This is a genomic window from Cupriavidus sp. HMR-1, assembly GCF_000319775.1.
GTDB classification, from domain to species: domain Bacteria; phylum Pseudomonadota; class Gammaproteobacteria; order Burkholderiales; family Burkholderiaceae; genus Cupriavidus; species Cupriavidus metallidurans.
The window spans coordinates 1-14,203 of record NZ_ANKP01000101.1 but is presented as its reverse complement, the minus strand read 5'-3'; the positions used below and the strand labels follow the sequence as shown (position 1 = coordinate 14,203).

14 protein-coding genes and 1 pseudogene are annotated in these 14,203 nt (G+C 64.3%); 5 read left to right on the top strand and 10 right to left on the bottom strand.

The features are described 5' to 3' along the window. Positions 1 to 151: pseudogene (locus tag D769_RS31840) on the bottom strand (kynureninase); the annotation flags it as partial. A 35-nt stretch (positions 152 to 186) separates the two neighbouring features. After that, the gene (kynB, locus tag D769_RS14660; RefSeq protein ID WP_008646267.1) at positions 187 to 843 is read right to left on the bottom strand and encodes an arylformamidase; all 657 of its coding nucleotides are present in this window, start codon (positions 841 to 843) and stop codon (positions 187 to 189) included. 151 nt (positions 844 to 994) lie between these two features. On the opposite strand from kynB, the gene D769_RS14655 reads away from it, so the two are divergent. Then, positions 995 to 1,474, top strand: coding sequence for an Lrp/AsnC family transcriptional regulator (locus tag D769_RS14655; RefSeq protein ID WP_008646266.1), 480 nt, complete (start codon positions 995 to 997; stop codon positions 1,472 to 1,474). 1 nt (position 1,475) lies between these two features. On the opposite strand, the gene D769_RS14650 is transcribed toward D769_RS14655, so the two are convergent. Continuing rightward, complete coding sequence (locus D769_RS14650; RefSeq protein WP_024569952.1) at positions 1,476 to 2,036, bottom strand: flavin reductase family protein; 561 nt, start codon at positions 2,034 to 2,036, stop codon at positions 1,476 to 1,478. A gap of 285 nt (positions 2,037 to 2,321) precedes the next feature. On the opposite strand from D769_RS14650, the gene msrA reads away from it, so the two are divergent. Further along, positions 2,322 to 2,864 (top strand): peptide-methionine (S)-S-oxide reductase MsrA, encoded by a 543-nt coding sequence (msrA, locus tag D769_RS14645; protein ID WP_008646264.1) that lies wholly within the window; start codon positions 2,322 to 2,324, stop codon positions 2,862 to 2,864. Here msrA and D769_RS14640 read toward each other — a convergent pair. The 5 genes from D769_RS14640 to D769_RS14620 form a co-directional block, all read right to left on the bottom strand. Continuing rightward, positions 2,861 to 3,931 carry a DUF72 domain-containing protein gene (locus tag D769_RS14640; RefSeq protein ID WP_008646263.1) on the bottom strand — a complete coding sequence of 357 codons (1,071 nt, stop codon included), beginning with the start codon at positions 3,929 to 3,931 and terminating at the stop codon, positions 2,861 to 2,863. The genes msrA and D769_RS14640 overlap by 4 nt on opposite strands. Positions 3,932 to 3,934: 3 nt before the next feature. After that, a complete protein-coding gene (locus D769_RS14635) occupies positions 3,935 to 5,176 on the bottom strand; it encodes a cyclopropane-fatty-acyl-phospholipid synthase family protein (RefSeq protein ID WP_008646259.1) in 1,242 nt (413 codons plus the stop codon). 214 nt (positions 5,177 to 5,390) lie between these two features. Next, complete coding sequence (pdxH, locus tag D769_RS14630) at positions 5,391 to 6,029, bottom strand: pyridoxamine 5'-phosphate oxidase (RefSeq protein WP_008646257.1); 639 nt, start codon at positions 6,027 to 6,029, stop codon at positions 5,391 to 5,393. Positions 6,030 to 6,165: 136 nt separating this feature from the next. Beyond that, positions 6,166 to 7,356: an MFS transporter gene (locus tag D769_RS14625; protein ID WP_008646253.1), complete on the bottom strand. Its 1,191-nt coding sequence runs from the start codon at positions 7,354 to 7,356 to the stop codon at positions 6,166 to 6,168. Between the two features lie 308 nt (positions 7,357 to 7,664). Then, positions 7,665 to 9,866, bottom strand: coding sequence for an AsmA family protein (locus tag D769_RS14620; protein ID WP_008646251.1), 2,202 nt, complete (start codon positions 9,864 to 9,866; stop codon positions 7,665 to 7,667). Between the two features lie 194 nt (positions 9,867 to 10,060). Here D769_RS14620 and tcdA point away from each other — a divergent pair, with 194 nt between their 5' ends. Beyond that, on the top strand, positions 10,061 to 10,915 hold the full coding sequence (gene tcdA / locus D769_RS14615) for a tRNA cyclic N6-threonylcarbamoyladenosine(37) synthase TcdA (protein ID WP_008646250.1): 855 nt from the start codon (positions 10,061 to 10,063) through the stop codon (positions 10,913 to 10,915). Here the strand turns inward: tcdA and D769_RS14610 are convergent. Beyond that, a complete protein-coding gene (locus D769_RS14610) occupies positions 10,904 to 11,482 on the bottom strand; it encodes an ATP-binding protein (RefSeq protein ID WP_008646249.1) in 579 nt (192 codons plus the stop codon). The two genes, tcdA and D769_RS14610, sit on opposite strands and share 12 nt — an antisense overlap. Before the next feature lie 133 nt (positions 11,483 to 11,615). Between D769_RS14610 and D769_RS14605 the strand changes: the two genes are divergently transcribed. Further along, on the top strand, positions 11,616 to 12,098 hold the full coding sequence (locus tag D769_RS14605) for a bacteriohemerythrin (RefSeq protein ID WP_008646248.1): 483 nt from the start codon (positions 11,616 to 11,618) through the stop codon (positions 12,096 to 12,098). A gap of 31 nt (positions 12,099 to 12,129) precedes the next feature. Here D769_RS14605 and trxA read toward each other — a convergent pair whose 3' ends face one another. Then, complete coding sequence (gene trxA, locus D769_RS14600) at positions 12,130 to 12,972, bottom strand: thioredoxin (protein WP_008646246.1); 843 nt, start codon at positions 12,970 to 12,972, stop codon at positions 12,130 to 12,132. Positions 12,973 to 13,205: 233 nt separating this feature from the next. Here trxA and D769_RS14595 point away from each other — a divergent pair. Further along, positions 13,206 to 14,203: AMP-binding protein (locus tag D769_RS14595; RefSeq protein WP_008646244.1), on the top strand; the 998-nt coding region annotated here is incomplete at its 3' end.

Here is a 14,203-nt window from a genome sequence, read left to right as displayed (position 1 = left end):
CGGCGCGCGCGGCGGCGGCGCGCGGGCGTGCGCCCAGCGAGTTGCCATCGAGGTAGATCACGCCCTCGGGCAGGGCGAACTGTTCGCGCAGTGCGCGGAGCGGGTCGTCCCGGTCCAGCGTCTGGCAGTGTGCTCGGGTCAGCGTTGTCATGCGGTCTTCGTCCGTTCGAAATCGGTTCGTGAATGTCAGGGGAGCTCGCGCAGCACGGCGCGCACCGGGCTCGCGTCGAGCGTGGCCAGGCGCAGCGGCAGCGCGATCAGTTCGTAGTCGCCGGCCGGCACCTCGTCGAGGACGATGCCTTCGAGAATGGCAAGCTGGTGGTCACGCACGGCGTGGTGCGCGTCCATCGTCTTCGAGGTTTCGGGATCGAGCGACGGCGTGTCGATGCCGATCAGCTGGACCCCATGGCGGGCTAGCAGCGAGATCGTCTCCGGCGCCACGGCGCAGAAAGCGGAATCCCATATGCCTTGCGGCGCCTGCGTGTAGGTGCGCAAGAGCACACGCGGCGGCGTGCCGGCCAATGCGTGCGCGATGTGATGCGGTTCCACGCGCGGTGCCGCGCCAATACAGTGGATCACCCGGCACGGGCCCAGGTAGGCGTCCAGCGGAACGGCTCCGATCGGCGCGCCATCCGCCGCGTAGTGCAGCGGGGCGTCGGCATGGGCGCCAGTGTGCGGCGACATCGTGATGCGGCCGACGTTCACCGGGCAGTGCTCGTCGAGTTGCCAGGCCGGGTCATGCTGGAACGGTGTGTCGCCAGGCCAGACTGGCGTGGCGGGCGAAACGGCCGGGGAAATATCCCAGATGCGGCGACCGTCGTGTCTGTGGGGGGCTTGGGGCATGGTGTCTCGCGTCTGCGCTTTTTCTCGGGCGCGGTGTGTGTGGGCATCATAGTCAAACTGCCCGAAAAAAGCCTTGCGAAATGGGCCGTCGATTTGGCCTTCTTTCGCATAAAATTGCGTATCAATTCTGGAAATTCGTGGATTCTGCGAAATGAACCTTGATCCGATCGATCTGCGCATCCTGACGTGCCTGCAGGAGAACGGCCGCATCAGCAACCAGGACCTGGCCGACCGCGTGGCGCTGTCGCCGTCGGCGTGCCTGCGGCGCGTGCGGTTGCTGGAAGAGAGTGGCGTAATCGGCGGCTACCACGCGTGGTTCGACGCCGAAAAGCTCGGGCTGGAGATCGAGGCCATCGTGCAGGTGTCGATGCGGCACGACGTGGAGGGGTGGCACGACACGTTCAACGCGGTCGTGCAGACGTGGCCGGAAGTGCTCACGGCCTATGTGATCACGGGGGACAGCAACTACATCCTTCGCGTTCAGGCGCGCAACCTGAAGCACTACTCGGATTTCATCGTGAACCGGCTCTATCGCACGCCGGGTGTCATGGATATCCGCTCGAACATCGTCCTGCAGCGGATCAAGACCGACGGATCGCCGCTGGCGATCGTGAAGGAAGCGGGCGGCTAGCCTAGCGGTCGAGCGGCGAAAGCGTGGAGAACTGGGCGCCCTGGAACACCAGCGGCTGTCCGCCGGTATCGAAAATGCCGCAACGTTCGACCTCGCCGACGAAGATCACGTGATCGCCTTCGTCATAGCGGCTGCGGTTGTGGCATTCGAACCATGCCAGCGCGTTGGCAAGGATGGGCAATCCGGTGGCGGAAAGGCGATAGTCGACGCCGGCGAACCGGTCGCCCTTGAGCGTGGCAAAGCGCTGGCAGAGGTCGAGCTGCGACGCCGCCAGCACGTTGATGATGTAGTGCGAGCCGTCGCGGAACATCGGCAGGCTGTTGGCGCGCGTGGCCATGCTCCACAGTACCAGCGGCGGATCGAGCGATACCGAGTTGAACGAACTCGCGGTGATGCCGACGAAAGGAGCGCCGTTGGCGTGCGGGTGGCCGGCCGCGCGCGTCGTGATCACGGTCACACCGGTGGCGAACTGCGACAGCGCCCGCTTGAAATGCTGGCTGTCGAAATCGGGGGCGGTGGCCTTGCGCGCCATGATCGGGGTCTCGGCCTCGGGTATGCCCATGTCTCGGGCTTCACACAAATCCATGATCTTCATATCGGGATGGCCGCCTTGCATTCAACGCGTATCAACCTAATCCGCGTTTGCGATGTTTTCGGTGGTTTTTCGCACAAAGCAGGCGAGCCAACGTTGCCTGCGATTGTAGCGGAGTCCAGCCAATCACCGCTGAAGTGACGTTGGAAGCCGTCGGGGCGCGTTAAAGTCGGCAGCAAGCGCGCCCAGTGCTTATCCTAGACAGGACGCCTGCGCGAGCCAGCGTGGCGTCCGCGACTGGAAGGGGACGAGCAAATGGACCATGGCCTTGAAATCGCCACGCTCGGTGGCGGCTGCTTCTGGTGTCTGGAGGCGGTCTACCAACAGGTCGCCGGTGTGCGCGCGGTGGAATCGGGATACACGGGCGGGCACGTCAGCCAGCCCACCTATCACGAGGTTTGCGCGGGAGATACCGGGCACGCCGAAGTGGTGCGGGTGACATTCGACCCGTCCGCGATCAACTATCGCGAGATCCTTGAAATCTTCTTTTCAATCCACGATCCGACGCAACTGAACCGACAGGGTAACGATGTCGGCACACAGTACCGCTCCAGCATTTTCACGCATTCAGAGGCGCAGCGTGCGGTCGCCGAGTATGTGATTGGCAAGCTGGTTGCCGAGCATGTCTACGATGCGCCGATCGTGACACAGGTGGAGCCGGAGCAACCCTACTGGCCCGCCGAGGCCAGCCACCAGAATTACTACCAGGAGCACCCGGCGCAAGGGTACTGCGCGTTTGTGATCTCGCCGAAGCTGACGAAATTCCGGCGCGATTTCTCGCACCGGATGCGGCGCTAGGTCGTCAGCTTCCCGGCGATTACCTCAGCGAGCCGCGCGATGCTCAACGGCGCGCAGCCTTCGGCGTTATTGCTGACGATGACATAGGCGGGCTGGCCGGCGCGCAGCGTACGCACGACCACGTCAGCGATGGCGTGGCGCGTTTCGGCGTCTTCGTCCACGAGCTTGTCGAATGGCGAGAATGCCTGCTCGGCCATCGAATAGGACCGGCCTTCGCGCAGCATCCAGCGCAAGACCAGCGGGCCGGGCGCGCCATCGTCCATCAATGCCTGCGCCGCAGCCTGACGTTGCACGGGTGGCAGACGGTCACGCGCGGCCAGGCAGAAACGCACGCCGCGCTCGCGCAGCATGCGGATGTAGCGGGGTGTCAGCAGCGCCGCGTCACGGATCTCCACGGCATAGCAGGCATTTGGCGTCACCGCGCGGTCCAGCGCGGGCAGTTCGGCAAGGAAGGCGTCCAGCCGTGCCAGGAAAGCGGGGCCGTCATCCGCCATGCCAGCCAGCGGTGAAAGCTGGAACAGCAGAGGGCCGCAGCGCGGGCCGAGCCCGCTCGTGGCCGGCTCGATGAAGTCACGGATTGCGATCTCGGCATTGAGGAACGCGGCGTTCTGCAGCCGACCGGCGCCATCGGGGCCGCGCAGCCATGCGTCGCACACGCTGGCGGGCGCCTTGACCAGAAAGCGAAAGTCTTCGGGCACCTGCGAGGCGTAGTTCAGGTAATCGGCCAATGGAATCGGGCCGTAGAAACCGCGGTCGATGCCAGCCGCGCGCAGCAGCGGATGCTGGCCACAGGCACTCAGACCTTTGCGTGAGAGCAGGCTCTCGGTGTACTGGCCGTCGTAGGTAATGCCGTGCCAGCCGGGATAGGACCAGGACGAGGTGCCGAAGTAGAGATTTGGCGGCAGTTGCTTCGCGAGCGCCTGCAACGCGGCGTCGGGCGTCCAAGGTTGGACGATCTTGCCAACGGGCTTTTTCTTTTCGGGATCGCCCGCCGCAGGTCGGGCGGCGGGCTTCGCAACGGGCGGCGATGCCGGGGCATCGCCGAATAGGTCGAGGTTCTCAGTCAAGCGTCAGGAAGGCGTACCGATCGGAGACGCGTAAATATAACGCCGCGACGTCGGGAATGTGTCGGCATTGCGATCGGCCTTCTGGCATACCACCTGGTAGATCGACATCTTCCCGCTTGTGAATGCGTGCGAGCAGCCCGCCAGATAGATGCGCCAGATGCGGAACTTCTTCTCGCCGACCATCTCGCGGATGGTATCGGCATTGGTCTCGAAATTCTCCGCCCAGTGACGCAGCGTCTGCGCATAGTGGCGGCGCAGCAGTTCCACGTCGAAGGCTTCGAGGCCGCCTTTCTGCATCGTGGTCAGCACCATGCCGATATGCGGCAACTCGCCCTGTGGGAACACATAGCGATCCATGAAGCCCGAGCCATCCATCGGTATCTCGCCGCTGTCTGGGTCGGTGGCGGTAATGCCGTGGTTCATCGCCACGCCACCTTCGGCCAGCAGGTCGCGCATACGGGCGAAATAACCCGGCAAGTTATCCTTGCCGACGTGTTCGAACATGCCGACGCTCGTGATGCGGTCGAATTGCCCGCTGATGTCGCGATAGTCCTGCAGGCGGATCTCGATGCGGTCCTGCAGGCCCGCAGCCCTCACGCGCGCGGTCGCCAGATCGAACTGGTTCTGTGACAGCGTGATGCCCACGCACCTGGCGCCAAATTTTTGCGCGGCTCGCAGCACCAGCGCGCCCCAGCCGCAACCGATGTCGAGCAGCGTCTGCCCAGGTTCCAAGCGGATCTTGGTCAGGATATGGTCGATCTTCTTGATCTGCGCGGTGGCCAGGTCTTCGTTGCCGTTCTCGAAGTACGCACATGAATAGACCATGTTCGGATCGAGCCAGAGCTTGTAGAAGTCGTTGGAAACGTCGTAGTGATACTGGATCGACGCCTTGTCCTCGGCCTTGGTGTGCGTGAAATGCTGCGCCACCTTGTTCAGCACGCCGCCCGCACGGCGGGCGGCGGCGGCGGAGAGACCGTATCCCACCTTGATGATGTCGGCCAGGCGCCCATCGAGGTCGATCTTCTCCTGGACATACGCTTCACTGAGGTTGTCCAGGCTGGGTACTAGCAAGAATGGCAGCGCGGAGGCTTCGCGCACGGTCAGCGTGACGGCGGGTCTGTCAAAGCTGCCGAGCTGATATTCGCTGCCATTCCAGAGTCGGAGCTTGACGGGCAAATTCGAGTGCTCGCGCACATCGGCAATCCAGCTATCGAGTTGCTTGTCCAGGGTCTGCTTGAAAAACATGCGGCTTTCTCCCGATTGGTTGGTTATCCCTCTCGAACGAATGCCCCACGGTCTGCTGCGATCACTGCGCGTTCATACGCAGCGCTGGCCTTGGGGTGCGCACCGGTGCATAGCCGGTGCAGCAACCGTCAAACTTTACGCCAATTTTTGAAATTGTGCAGTGCAGGTCCTTCATTGGACAAATGTCTATCAGACCTCGCAGACGCTGATGGCGTCAGGGCGAGAGCCGCACGATTTGCCAGTTTCCATCGGCGTTCTGGCGATAGGCGATTCGATCGTGCAGGCGCGAAGGGCGGCCTTGCCAGAACTCGATCCAAGTCGGTTTGAGCCTGTAGCCGCCCCAGTGCGGCGGGCGCGGCGGGTTCTCGCCGAACTTGCTGCGGAAATCCGCTTCGCGCGCTTCGATCACGTCGCGCCCTGCAACCTCGCGGCTCTGTTCGGATGCCCAGGCACCCAGGCGTGAACCGAGCGGCCGCGACGCGTAGTAGGCGTCGCTCTCCGCGCCCTCGACCTTCTCGACGATACCTTCGACTCGGACCTGCCGTTCGAGCTGCACCCAATGGAACAACAGCGCCGCGCGCGGGTTGGCCAGCAGGTCCACGCCCTTGCGGCTTTCGTAATTGGTGAAGAATGTGAAACCGTCGGCATCCATGCCCTTGAGCAGCACGATGCGCGCGGACGGCTGGCCGTCGGCGCCCACGGTGGCCAGCGTCATGGCGTTCGGCTCGGGCAGCTTGGCTTGCATGGCTTCGTCGAACCACGACTGGAACTGGCGAATCGGGTCGGGAGCGACGTCGGTTTCGGAAAGCGCGCTCAGCATGTAGTTGCGGCGCAGGTCTGCGAGTTGGGTCATGTCGCGTATCAGGAAGGTTTGCGTTCCGCGCACGAATCGCGCGGATAAGCGTACTTCGAGTATAGCGAATGCGCTGCACGCTGCATTTGCGTTGCCGCAACGCGCTCAGGGCACCCCGGGGGGCGCACCGGGTGCTTCAGTCGGGCAGGGCGATCTTGCGCGACTGCCTGCGCGAGTAGTAACCCGCCATGCCCATCGCGCCGGCCATCGACAGGAAGATCGGCAACATGCCGAGCGCCGTGCCGACCACGCCGAAGGTCAGCGGCCACACCACCTGGCTCGTGTTCAGTACCGCCGAACGCAGGCCAAGTGCCTCGCCGGCGCGACCCGAAGGCGACACCGTGTGCAGGATGTTCATGACGTTCGGCTGGGCGCTGCCCAGCGCGAGGCCGAGCACGAATGCCAGGCTGCACATGAGCCAGAAGTGCGACACGAACGGATAGACCAGATACGCCATCGCGCCCACGGTCAGCGCCAGGCGGATGATCCGCCATTCCGAAAAGTGGCGCGACACCATCGGCATGGCCACGCGGATCGCCAGCGTGGCGATCGAGAACGCACCGAGCACCCAGCCGATCGACGACGGAGACAGCCCGATATGCGTGCCCTGGATCGGAATCAGGAACGCGTGGAGATCCCACGCGGCCGAAAGCACGGCGCTGGCAATGAACACCGCGCGCAACTCGGGGTGCTGGAGCAGATCCAGCGTCGAGCGGCGCGAGCCGTCCTCGATGGCGATCCTGCCTGCGTTGCCGCCTTGCGCGGGCAGGCGCGGACGCACGTACTGCAGGCCAGCCTGGCCGACCAGCGCGATGACCACCAGCACGCAGAATGCCGCACGGTATCCGGCGTGCTCGATCATATAGCCCATCGCCACGGGACCCAGCGTGCCGGAAATGGACAGGCCCAGTGCGTGCAGCGTGTAGTTGCGCAGGCGGGTCTCGTTGGTCGATACCTGACCAATCAGCAGTTGCATGGCCACCTGCACGAGCATGAAGCCCACGCCGATCAGCGCGCAGGCACCGTACAGCGAGGCGATGTCATGCCAGACCGCCGGCAGCAGCGTGCCGGCCACTACCATCAGCGAGCCCGCCGTCATCGGCAGACGTGGCCCGATCTCGTCAATGCGCTTGCCGGCGCGAATCGCCAGGAACATCGGCAATAGCGCGTAGAGCGACATGAGGATGCCCAGCGTCACGGTGGACGCCTTCAACGAGATGGCAAAGAGGGAAACGACGACGCGACTGGCGTTGAACGCCAAATGGTTGCACACCGTCAGCGCGATCAGCCAACTGATCGGGGGGACGGCGGCGTGGGGCAACGTCATGGGGGCGCGGTGGCAATGGGGTGGTTCGCGCCGCCGGCAACGATTCAGGGGCCCAGGCGATAAGACGCGCGAAAGAAAAACCAGTGCGGCGCGAGGCCGCACCAGACAAGGTCGTCAATGGCTGGACTGGACCAGCAACGGCAACCGTTGTTCGCCATTGTGTTAAATGCTTGCTTAGTCAATGGCCGTTTGATTATGCGACTGACGTCGGGCATGCACAACGTTGGTGAAGAGGGGAAGTGCAAATCCGCAACAGATTCTTTCAGCGATCTGTTGCGCGGAAGCCATGCGTAACGCATGGCCGGCCTTCAGCCCCCCTGGAAGAGCTGCGCATCGTTGGCAGGACGCGACGGATTGTGCGGTGCAGCGGGGACAGATGGGGTGGATGCGGGCTGCCGGTTCTTTGGACCGGGCTTGCCCGGCGGCGTGGCAATGACAGGCCGCTTTTTCAGGTTCGCCAGCAGCTTGCCGCACTGGCTGTCCTCTGCCGGCGAGATGTCGAGCAGGGGGACCACCAGTGCGACAGGCGCCGTAAATGCCAGCGCCAGCGCGCTGCCGGCGCGCAGTGCCAGGATGGCGTAGTTCGGACTGACGGACGGCTTCTTGAATGTTCCTCCGACGTAGAGCGGCGAGCGCAGCGAGAAGATGCGTAACCCCTTGGAATCGGGATGAATCGTCAGTGCCAGCTGCTCTTCCTTGAAGTCGATCGCGCCATCAGTCTTGATCACGGCATCCTGCGTGTCGAGCACAAACGTCTGCGCCTGGGCCACGCCATTGGTGAAGCCGAACGCGCTGACGCCGCAATTGATCTGCACCGGCTTGTCGCCGAAGAGCTTCGAAATCACCACGCTGCCGACGTTCAGGCCGATTGCCTCGAGGATGAACTTGCTGACCGTGCCATTCTCGACCAGCAGCCGGGCTTCGCCGTTCGCCGAGCCGAGCAGCGCCGCGACCGAGTTGCCGGTGGCGGTCAGCCTGGCACCGCCGTTGACCTCGCCGACGCTCGCGTGCATCGATTCGATCTTCGGGAAAAGCTGCCGGATCTGCAGATGGCGGGCGTGCATGTCGATCATGGCGGCCATCGGCTCGCGCTTGCCATCGAGCTGGATCGTCGAGACGAGGTTGCCGCCGGCCAGGCCGAAATTGAGGGGATCGAGCCGCAACACACCATCGGTCAGCTTGACGTGCGTGGCCAGTTTCGTGATCGGCAGCGTTTCGTCGCGAACGATGCGCTCTCCCGTGAACGTCACGTCAGCATCGATGGCATCCCAGCGCTCGGTATGAAAGGGCGCCACTGGCAGCACCTTGTTCGCGGGCTGCTTGACCGTGCTTTCCGCGGCGGCCTGGCCGGGCTTGGCCTCGGCGCCGATGATCGGCGCGAGGTCGGCGAACAGCAGCTGTTTCGACACCAGCTCACCGGACAGCAGCGGTCGTGGCGCGCGCTGCGCGAACGTCAGCGTGCCACCGAGGTCACTGCTGCCAACCTTGCCCGTGAAATTTCGGTATGTATAGGACGATGCGCCTTTCTTGAGTGTGGCCACCAGCCGGCCGCGTGTTTCGTACGGCGGCGTGGATGGCAGTACCACGCCGGTCAGCGCGTAGAGCCGCGCCATGTTGTCGCCGGACAGCACCAGACTCACGTCCAGCGCACCCAGTTCCGCCGGATTGGTCAGCGTTCCCTCGATTCGGGCCCGCGTGCCGCCGACGCGTACATCGGCCTGGAGTGGGAAAGGTTTGCTGGTGTCGCGCAGACTCAGCGCGGTGCCGGCCTTGCCCGTCGCATTGATCGTGGCCTGGTTGTAATGGCCGACGACCTTCCAGCGGATGCCATACCGGCTTTCGGGTTTGCTTTCCGTCTTGTTTGGCGCGCCTGCGGAAGCCGCCGAGGCGTCAGCGGGCGGGGCCAGCGCGCCGTCGCGTTCCTGATCGTAGAGTGGCTGGTCGCCGATGGTGTCGAGCGTGGCCTGCAACTCGATCTTCTCCGCGCCGTCGTTCAGGGACAGGTTGCCGCGTTCCAGCACGATTTCGCCAACATCGAGATGCCACGGCGACTCGCCGGTTTCCGGCCCGGTATCGAATGTCCAGTTGTTACGGCGGTCGGCCAGGCGTTCGAGCCAGACGGCCGGGCTGTCCACGACGATCGTTGGCACGCTGATCTCGTGCGTCAGGAGGGGGGCTGGCCGCAGGATAAAGATCAGCTCGCGGATGGTGGCGAGGCTCGGCTGCTTGGCCCAGTCCGGGTTGCCGACCGTGATGTCCTTGGCCGACAGGCGGGGCCACGGCACCAGCGTGCGCCAGCCGGCTTCGCCCTCGGCACGTTTCCAGGTCACCGTCAGGTCACCGTTGATGGCGAACGGGCGGCCGATGGCCTGTGTGACCTTGTCGTTGAGCCACGGCTTGATACGATTCCAGTCGAAGGTCAGGACGACGACGACCACCAGCGCGATCAGCGCCAGGGGCGTGAACAGGCTCAAGAGAGCGATCGTGCGGCGGCGGTGCGAGGCGGGCATGGGAAAGTTATCTCCTGGTGTCAGCCATGCGGCGGATCAACCACTATGCCTATTGTAGGGAGGCAATGCCAATGCGTTTGTCCGCCTTTGACTGACTTTCAGAATTCTGGCGCCGACCCGGAGGCGGCGGCTGGCATAAAATGCCGGCACGGTTCGTCGGCAGCCGGTGCCGGCAGACACAGCAACAAGAACGCATGACCCTTACCCCCACGCCTCTCGCGACGCAGGACCTGCCTGCGCCGTTGTCTCACGAAAGCCCCGAGGACGATGACTATCATCGCCGCTTTGGCGGCGTTGCGCGCCTGTATGGCGCCGAAGGCATGGCGCGGCTCGAAGCGGCCAATGTCTGCGTGATCGGCATCGGCGGGGTGGGAAGCTGGGCAGCCGAGGCATTGGCTCGCAACGCTGTGGGCCGCCTGACGCTGATCGACCTGGACCACATCGCGGCATCGAATACGAACCGGCAGATCCATGCGCTGGGCGACGCCTATGGCCGTGCCAAGGTGGACGCGATGGCCGAACGTATCGTGGCGATCAACCCGCGCTGCCGCGTGACGGCCGTGGACGACTTCGTGACCGAGGACAACGTGCAGGCCCTGTTGTCGGGGTTCGACTACGTGATCGACGCTATTGATGCCGTGAAGGTCAAGACCGCGATCCTCGGATGGGCGCGCCGCGAGGATGCTCGCGTGATCACGTGTGGCGGGGCGGGCGGTCAGCTCGACCCGACGCGCGTGCGCATCGAGGATCTGGCCCGCACGATCCAGGACCCGCTGCTGGCCAAGGTTCGTGGCAACCTGCGGCGCCAGTGGGGCTTTCCGCGTGATCCGAAGAAGAAGTTCGGCATCCAGGCTGTCTACTCTGACGAACCGCTGCGCTATCCCGAGCCCGAACAGCAGGCGTGCGAGATCGACGAGGTGCCGCCCGCGCCACGCCAGGGCCCGCAGGGGCTGGCCTGCGCGGGTTTTGGCTCCTCGGTGGCCGTGACTGCCGTGTTCGGCTTCGTGGCTGCTTCGGCCGTGATCGGGGCGATTGCCTCAGGCGGCTAATGCCGCGAGCAGCCGCTTGATGTCCGCCTCTTGGGGCGCGACGTTGTCGAAGTAGATCAGTTCGGGATATTCCGCCGGCTCGGGCAGGAAGCGGCGCGTGCGATAGGCGTCCCAGTGGGCGAGCTTGTAGGCGTCGTTGGGGTTGCCGCGCCGCACGATTCGGGCCTGCGCTTCGCTTTCGGGCAGGTGCACCCAGACGACATGGGTCCGCGTGCCTTCGGGTACACGCAGCCACGAGGGGTCGGTGAGTTGGTGCGCGCGGATTTCGCGCGAGAGCGGGCCGACCACGATCACGCTGATACCGAGCATCAGGTTTTCACGAGCGGTATCGAGCAGGCCTTCGTATTCGGGGTCCCGCAGGTTGTCGAGATAGGCGGGGCTGTCGCGATCATTCGGATCGCCAGTGATCGCCCGCATCGCGGCGGCGCTGTAGCGGCCGTAGAGCGTGTCCTTGTCCAGCAGGCAGAAGGGTTCGCCGGTGGCCTGCATCAGCGGGCCGATCAGCTTGTGGGCGAGGGTGGTCTTACCGGTACCGGCATGGCCGCAGAAGAAAATCAATCGTGGCATCGCACGTGTCCAGCGTGAGGCATGAGCCGCAAGGATAGCGTCATTTGCCGCGCCGTTTGCGGGAAATCAGACCAGACTGGTGCGGAATGGGTATGCTTGCCGACAGTTCACGGCTTCCTTATCCTGCGGTTCCATGACCAATACCGACTCCTACGCCGACCCCTACGCCGGCCTTTCGGCCGAAGGCCTGCCCGACGATCTGCGCCTTGGCGAGCCCGTCACCGATGCCACGCACGCCGAATTCCTCCAGTTGCTCGCCGCCATGGAAAAAGCCGACGATGCCGGTTTCCTGGCCGCTTTCGAGGAGTGGATCGAGCATACGCACCACCACTTCGAGCAGGAGGAGCAGTGGATGGAAGCGATGCAGTTCGGCCCGCGCTTCTGCCACACCAACGAGCACCAGGGTGTGATGTCCGTGGCCAAGGCCGTGCGCGACAAGATCGTGGAGGAACGGGCTGACCCCGAGGGTCCGGGCAAGGGCGCGCTGTCGCTGGGCCGCCGCCTGACGGGTGAGTTGTCGGGGTGGTTCGACAATCACGTGAAGTCGATGGACACGATGATGGTCGAGCACATGAAAGCCAACGGCTTCTCGCTGGTCGAGGCGCCAGCGGCCTGACGGTCCGGCTGGACCGTCAGCTACCTCAAACTCAGTTCAGGACGGTGGCGAGCTGGCGGCGCCACCGTGATACCGCCGGGTCGTCGCCCATGAGCTCGAACACCGAGAGCATGGTCTTGCGGCCGACGTCGTCTTCGAACCCGCGGTCGCTCCGCACGATTTCCAGCAGTTGCTCAAGCGCGGCTTCGTACTCGCGCCGGGCGATCAGCACTTGCGCCAGATCCAGCCGCGCTGGCAGATCGGCCGGATTCGCCGCCACCCGCGCCTTCAGTTCGGCGCCATCGGGCAGATCGCCCACCCCCTTCATGGCTTCAAGGCGCGTTTGCAGCGCGGCATACGCATCTTCCTGCGTGGCGCGCGGAGAGAGCAGACCGAACTCGGTTTCCGCATCGGCGATCTTGTTGCCGTCCAGCAGGAACCCGATGTACGTGAGGCGTGCCGTGTCTGCGCCCGGATCGTAGGCCAGTGCCGCCTGGAACGACGCCTGCGCGGCTTCGCGGTCGCCGGCGGCGGCCAGTTCGACGGCTTCGCGCAGCGCCAACTCGCCCGGATTCGGCGTCAGGCGATCCAGGAATTCCCGCAGTTGCGATTCCGGTAGCACGCCGATGAACTGGTCGACGGCCTGCCCGTCAGCAAATGCCACCACATGCGGAATGCTGCGCACGCCGAAATGGGCGGCCAGCTCCTGGTTCTCGTCGACGTTGACCTTTGCCAGTCGCCACTTGCCGCCAGATTCCGCCTCCAGCTTTTCCAGCATCGGTCCCAACGTGCGGCACGGGCCGCACCACGGCGCCCAGAAGTCGACTAGCACGGGGACCTGGCGCGACATCTCAATGACATCGGCTTCAAAGTTCTGCAGGGTGACGTCGCTCATTGTTCTGCACCTCGGAATTGAAAAGACCGTCGGGTACGGCCTGCCTTCTTATTGTGAGGGCGTAAGCGCCGAAAACAACCTCAGCAACCCCACGTGGGGGAGGGGTGGGAAAACATCCTGTTGAAAATAGAACGGTCGTTCAGTTATATTGCTTGACCGATACGCGAGGCCTACCTCGCGACGCTAGCGATTCCAGAAATCCGGTCGACGTCCGACCGTCCGCAGGAGACACCATGACCACAACGCCGTCCGTTCGCCCCCATTTCCAGTTCTGGCCCAAGCGGGTGCCGACGAGCATCGTGCTGCCGGAGACTTCGCTCTGGTACAACCTCGAAGTCTCGGCGCACCGTTATGCGGACAAGGCGGCGATTCGCTATTTCGGCAATGCGATCACGTTCCGTGAGCTGGAGGCGCAAGCCACCGCGCTGGCAGGCTGGCTGCAGCAGAAGGCAGGGGTGAAGAAGGGCGATCGCGTGTTGCTCTACATGCAGAACTGCCCGCAGTTCATCATCAGCTACTACGCGATCCTGCGTGCCGATGCCGTGGTGGTGCCGGTCAATCCGATGAACCGGTCCGAGGAATTCAAGCATTACGTGACCGACGGCCAGGCGCGCGTGGCCATCTGCACGGCGGATCTGGCCGCGGGCGTGATGCAGGCCGACGCCGAGCTGCCTGCCGATGAGCGCCTCCAGCATCTGCTCGTGACTCAATACGCCGATGCCCTGCCGCCGACCCACGAGCATCCCGAGGACGCGCCGCCGGCCTGGCTCACCGCCGAGCATCCGCTGCCGGACAACGCCACGCCGTGGGCCAAGGCGCTTGCCGCCGGCCTGAAGCCAGGCCCGCATACCGCCGGACCGGATGACATGGCCGTGATGCCGTACACCTCCGGCACCACCGGCTTCCCGAAAGGTTGCATTCATACCCATCGCTCGGTGATGCACAACATCGTCGGCGGCTCGACGTGGTCGGGCAGCGGCGCGGAATCAGTAATCCTGTCGGTGCTGCCGCTGTTCCACGTGACGGGGATGCAGTACGGCATGAACGGTCCGATCTATAGCGGCGCGACGGTGGTAATGCTGCCGCGCTGGGATCGCGAAGTGGCTGGCCACCTGATCTCGCGCTACCAGGTCACGCACTGGACCAATATCCCGACGATGGTGATCGACTTCCTGGGCAGTCCGAACCTGGCGTCGTTCGACATGAGCAGCCTGCGCTATATCGGCGGGGG

Excerpts from the sequence above, each read along its gene's own strand:
- kynB (WP_008646267.1), bottom strand. The coding sequence starts at position 843 with ATGCCCCAAGCCCCCCACAGACACGACGGTCGCCGCATCTGGGATATT.
- D769_RS14625 (WP_008646253.1), bottom strand. The coding sequence starts at position 7,356 with ATGACGTTGCCCCACGCCGCCGTCCCCCCGATCAGTTGGCTGATCGCG.
- D769_RS14635 (WP_008646259.1), bottom strand. The coding sequence starts at position 5,176 with ATGTTTTTCAAGCAGACCCTGGACAAGCAACTCGATAGCTGGATTGCC.
- msrA (WP_008646264.1), top strand. The coding sequence starts at position 2,322 with ATGGACCATGGCCTTGAAATCGCCACGCTCGGTGGCGGCTGCTTCTGG.
- D769_RS14620 (WP_008646251.1), bottom strand. The coding sequence starts at position 9,866 with ATGCCCGCCTCGCACCGCCGCCGCACGATCGCTCTCTTGAGCCTGTTC.
- tcdA (WP_008646250.1), top strand. The coding sequence starts at position 10,061 with ATGACCCTTACCCCCACGCCTCTCGCGACGCAGGACCTGCCTGCGCCG.
- D769_RS14655 (WP_008646266.1), top strand. The coding sequence starts at position 995 with ATGAACCTTGATCCGATCGATCTGCGCATCCTGACGTGCCTGCAGGAG.
- trxA (WP_008646246.1), bottom strand. The coding sequence starts at position 12,972 with ATGAGCGACGTCACCCTGCAGAACTTTGAAGCCGATGTCATTGAGATG.
- D769_RS14610 (WP_008646249.1), bottom strand. The coding sequence starts at position 11,482 with ATGCCACGATTGATTTTCTTCTGCGGCCATGCCGGTACCGGTAAGACC.
- pdxH (WP_008646257.1), bottom strand. The coding sequence starts at position 6,029 with ATGACCCAACTCGCAGACCTGCGCCGCAACTACATGCTGAGCGCGCTT.
- D769_RS14650 (WP_024569952.1), bottom strand. The coding sequence starts at position 2,036 with ATGGGCATACCCGAGGCCGAGACCCCGATCATGGCGCGCAAGGCCACC.
- D769_RS14605 (WP_008646248.1), top strand. The coding sequence starts at position 11,616 with ATGACCAATACCGACTCCTACGCCGACCCCTACGCCGGCCTTTCGGCC.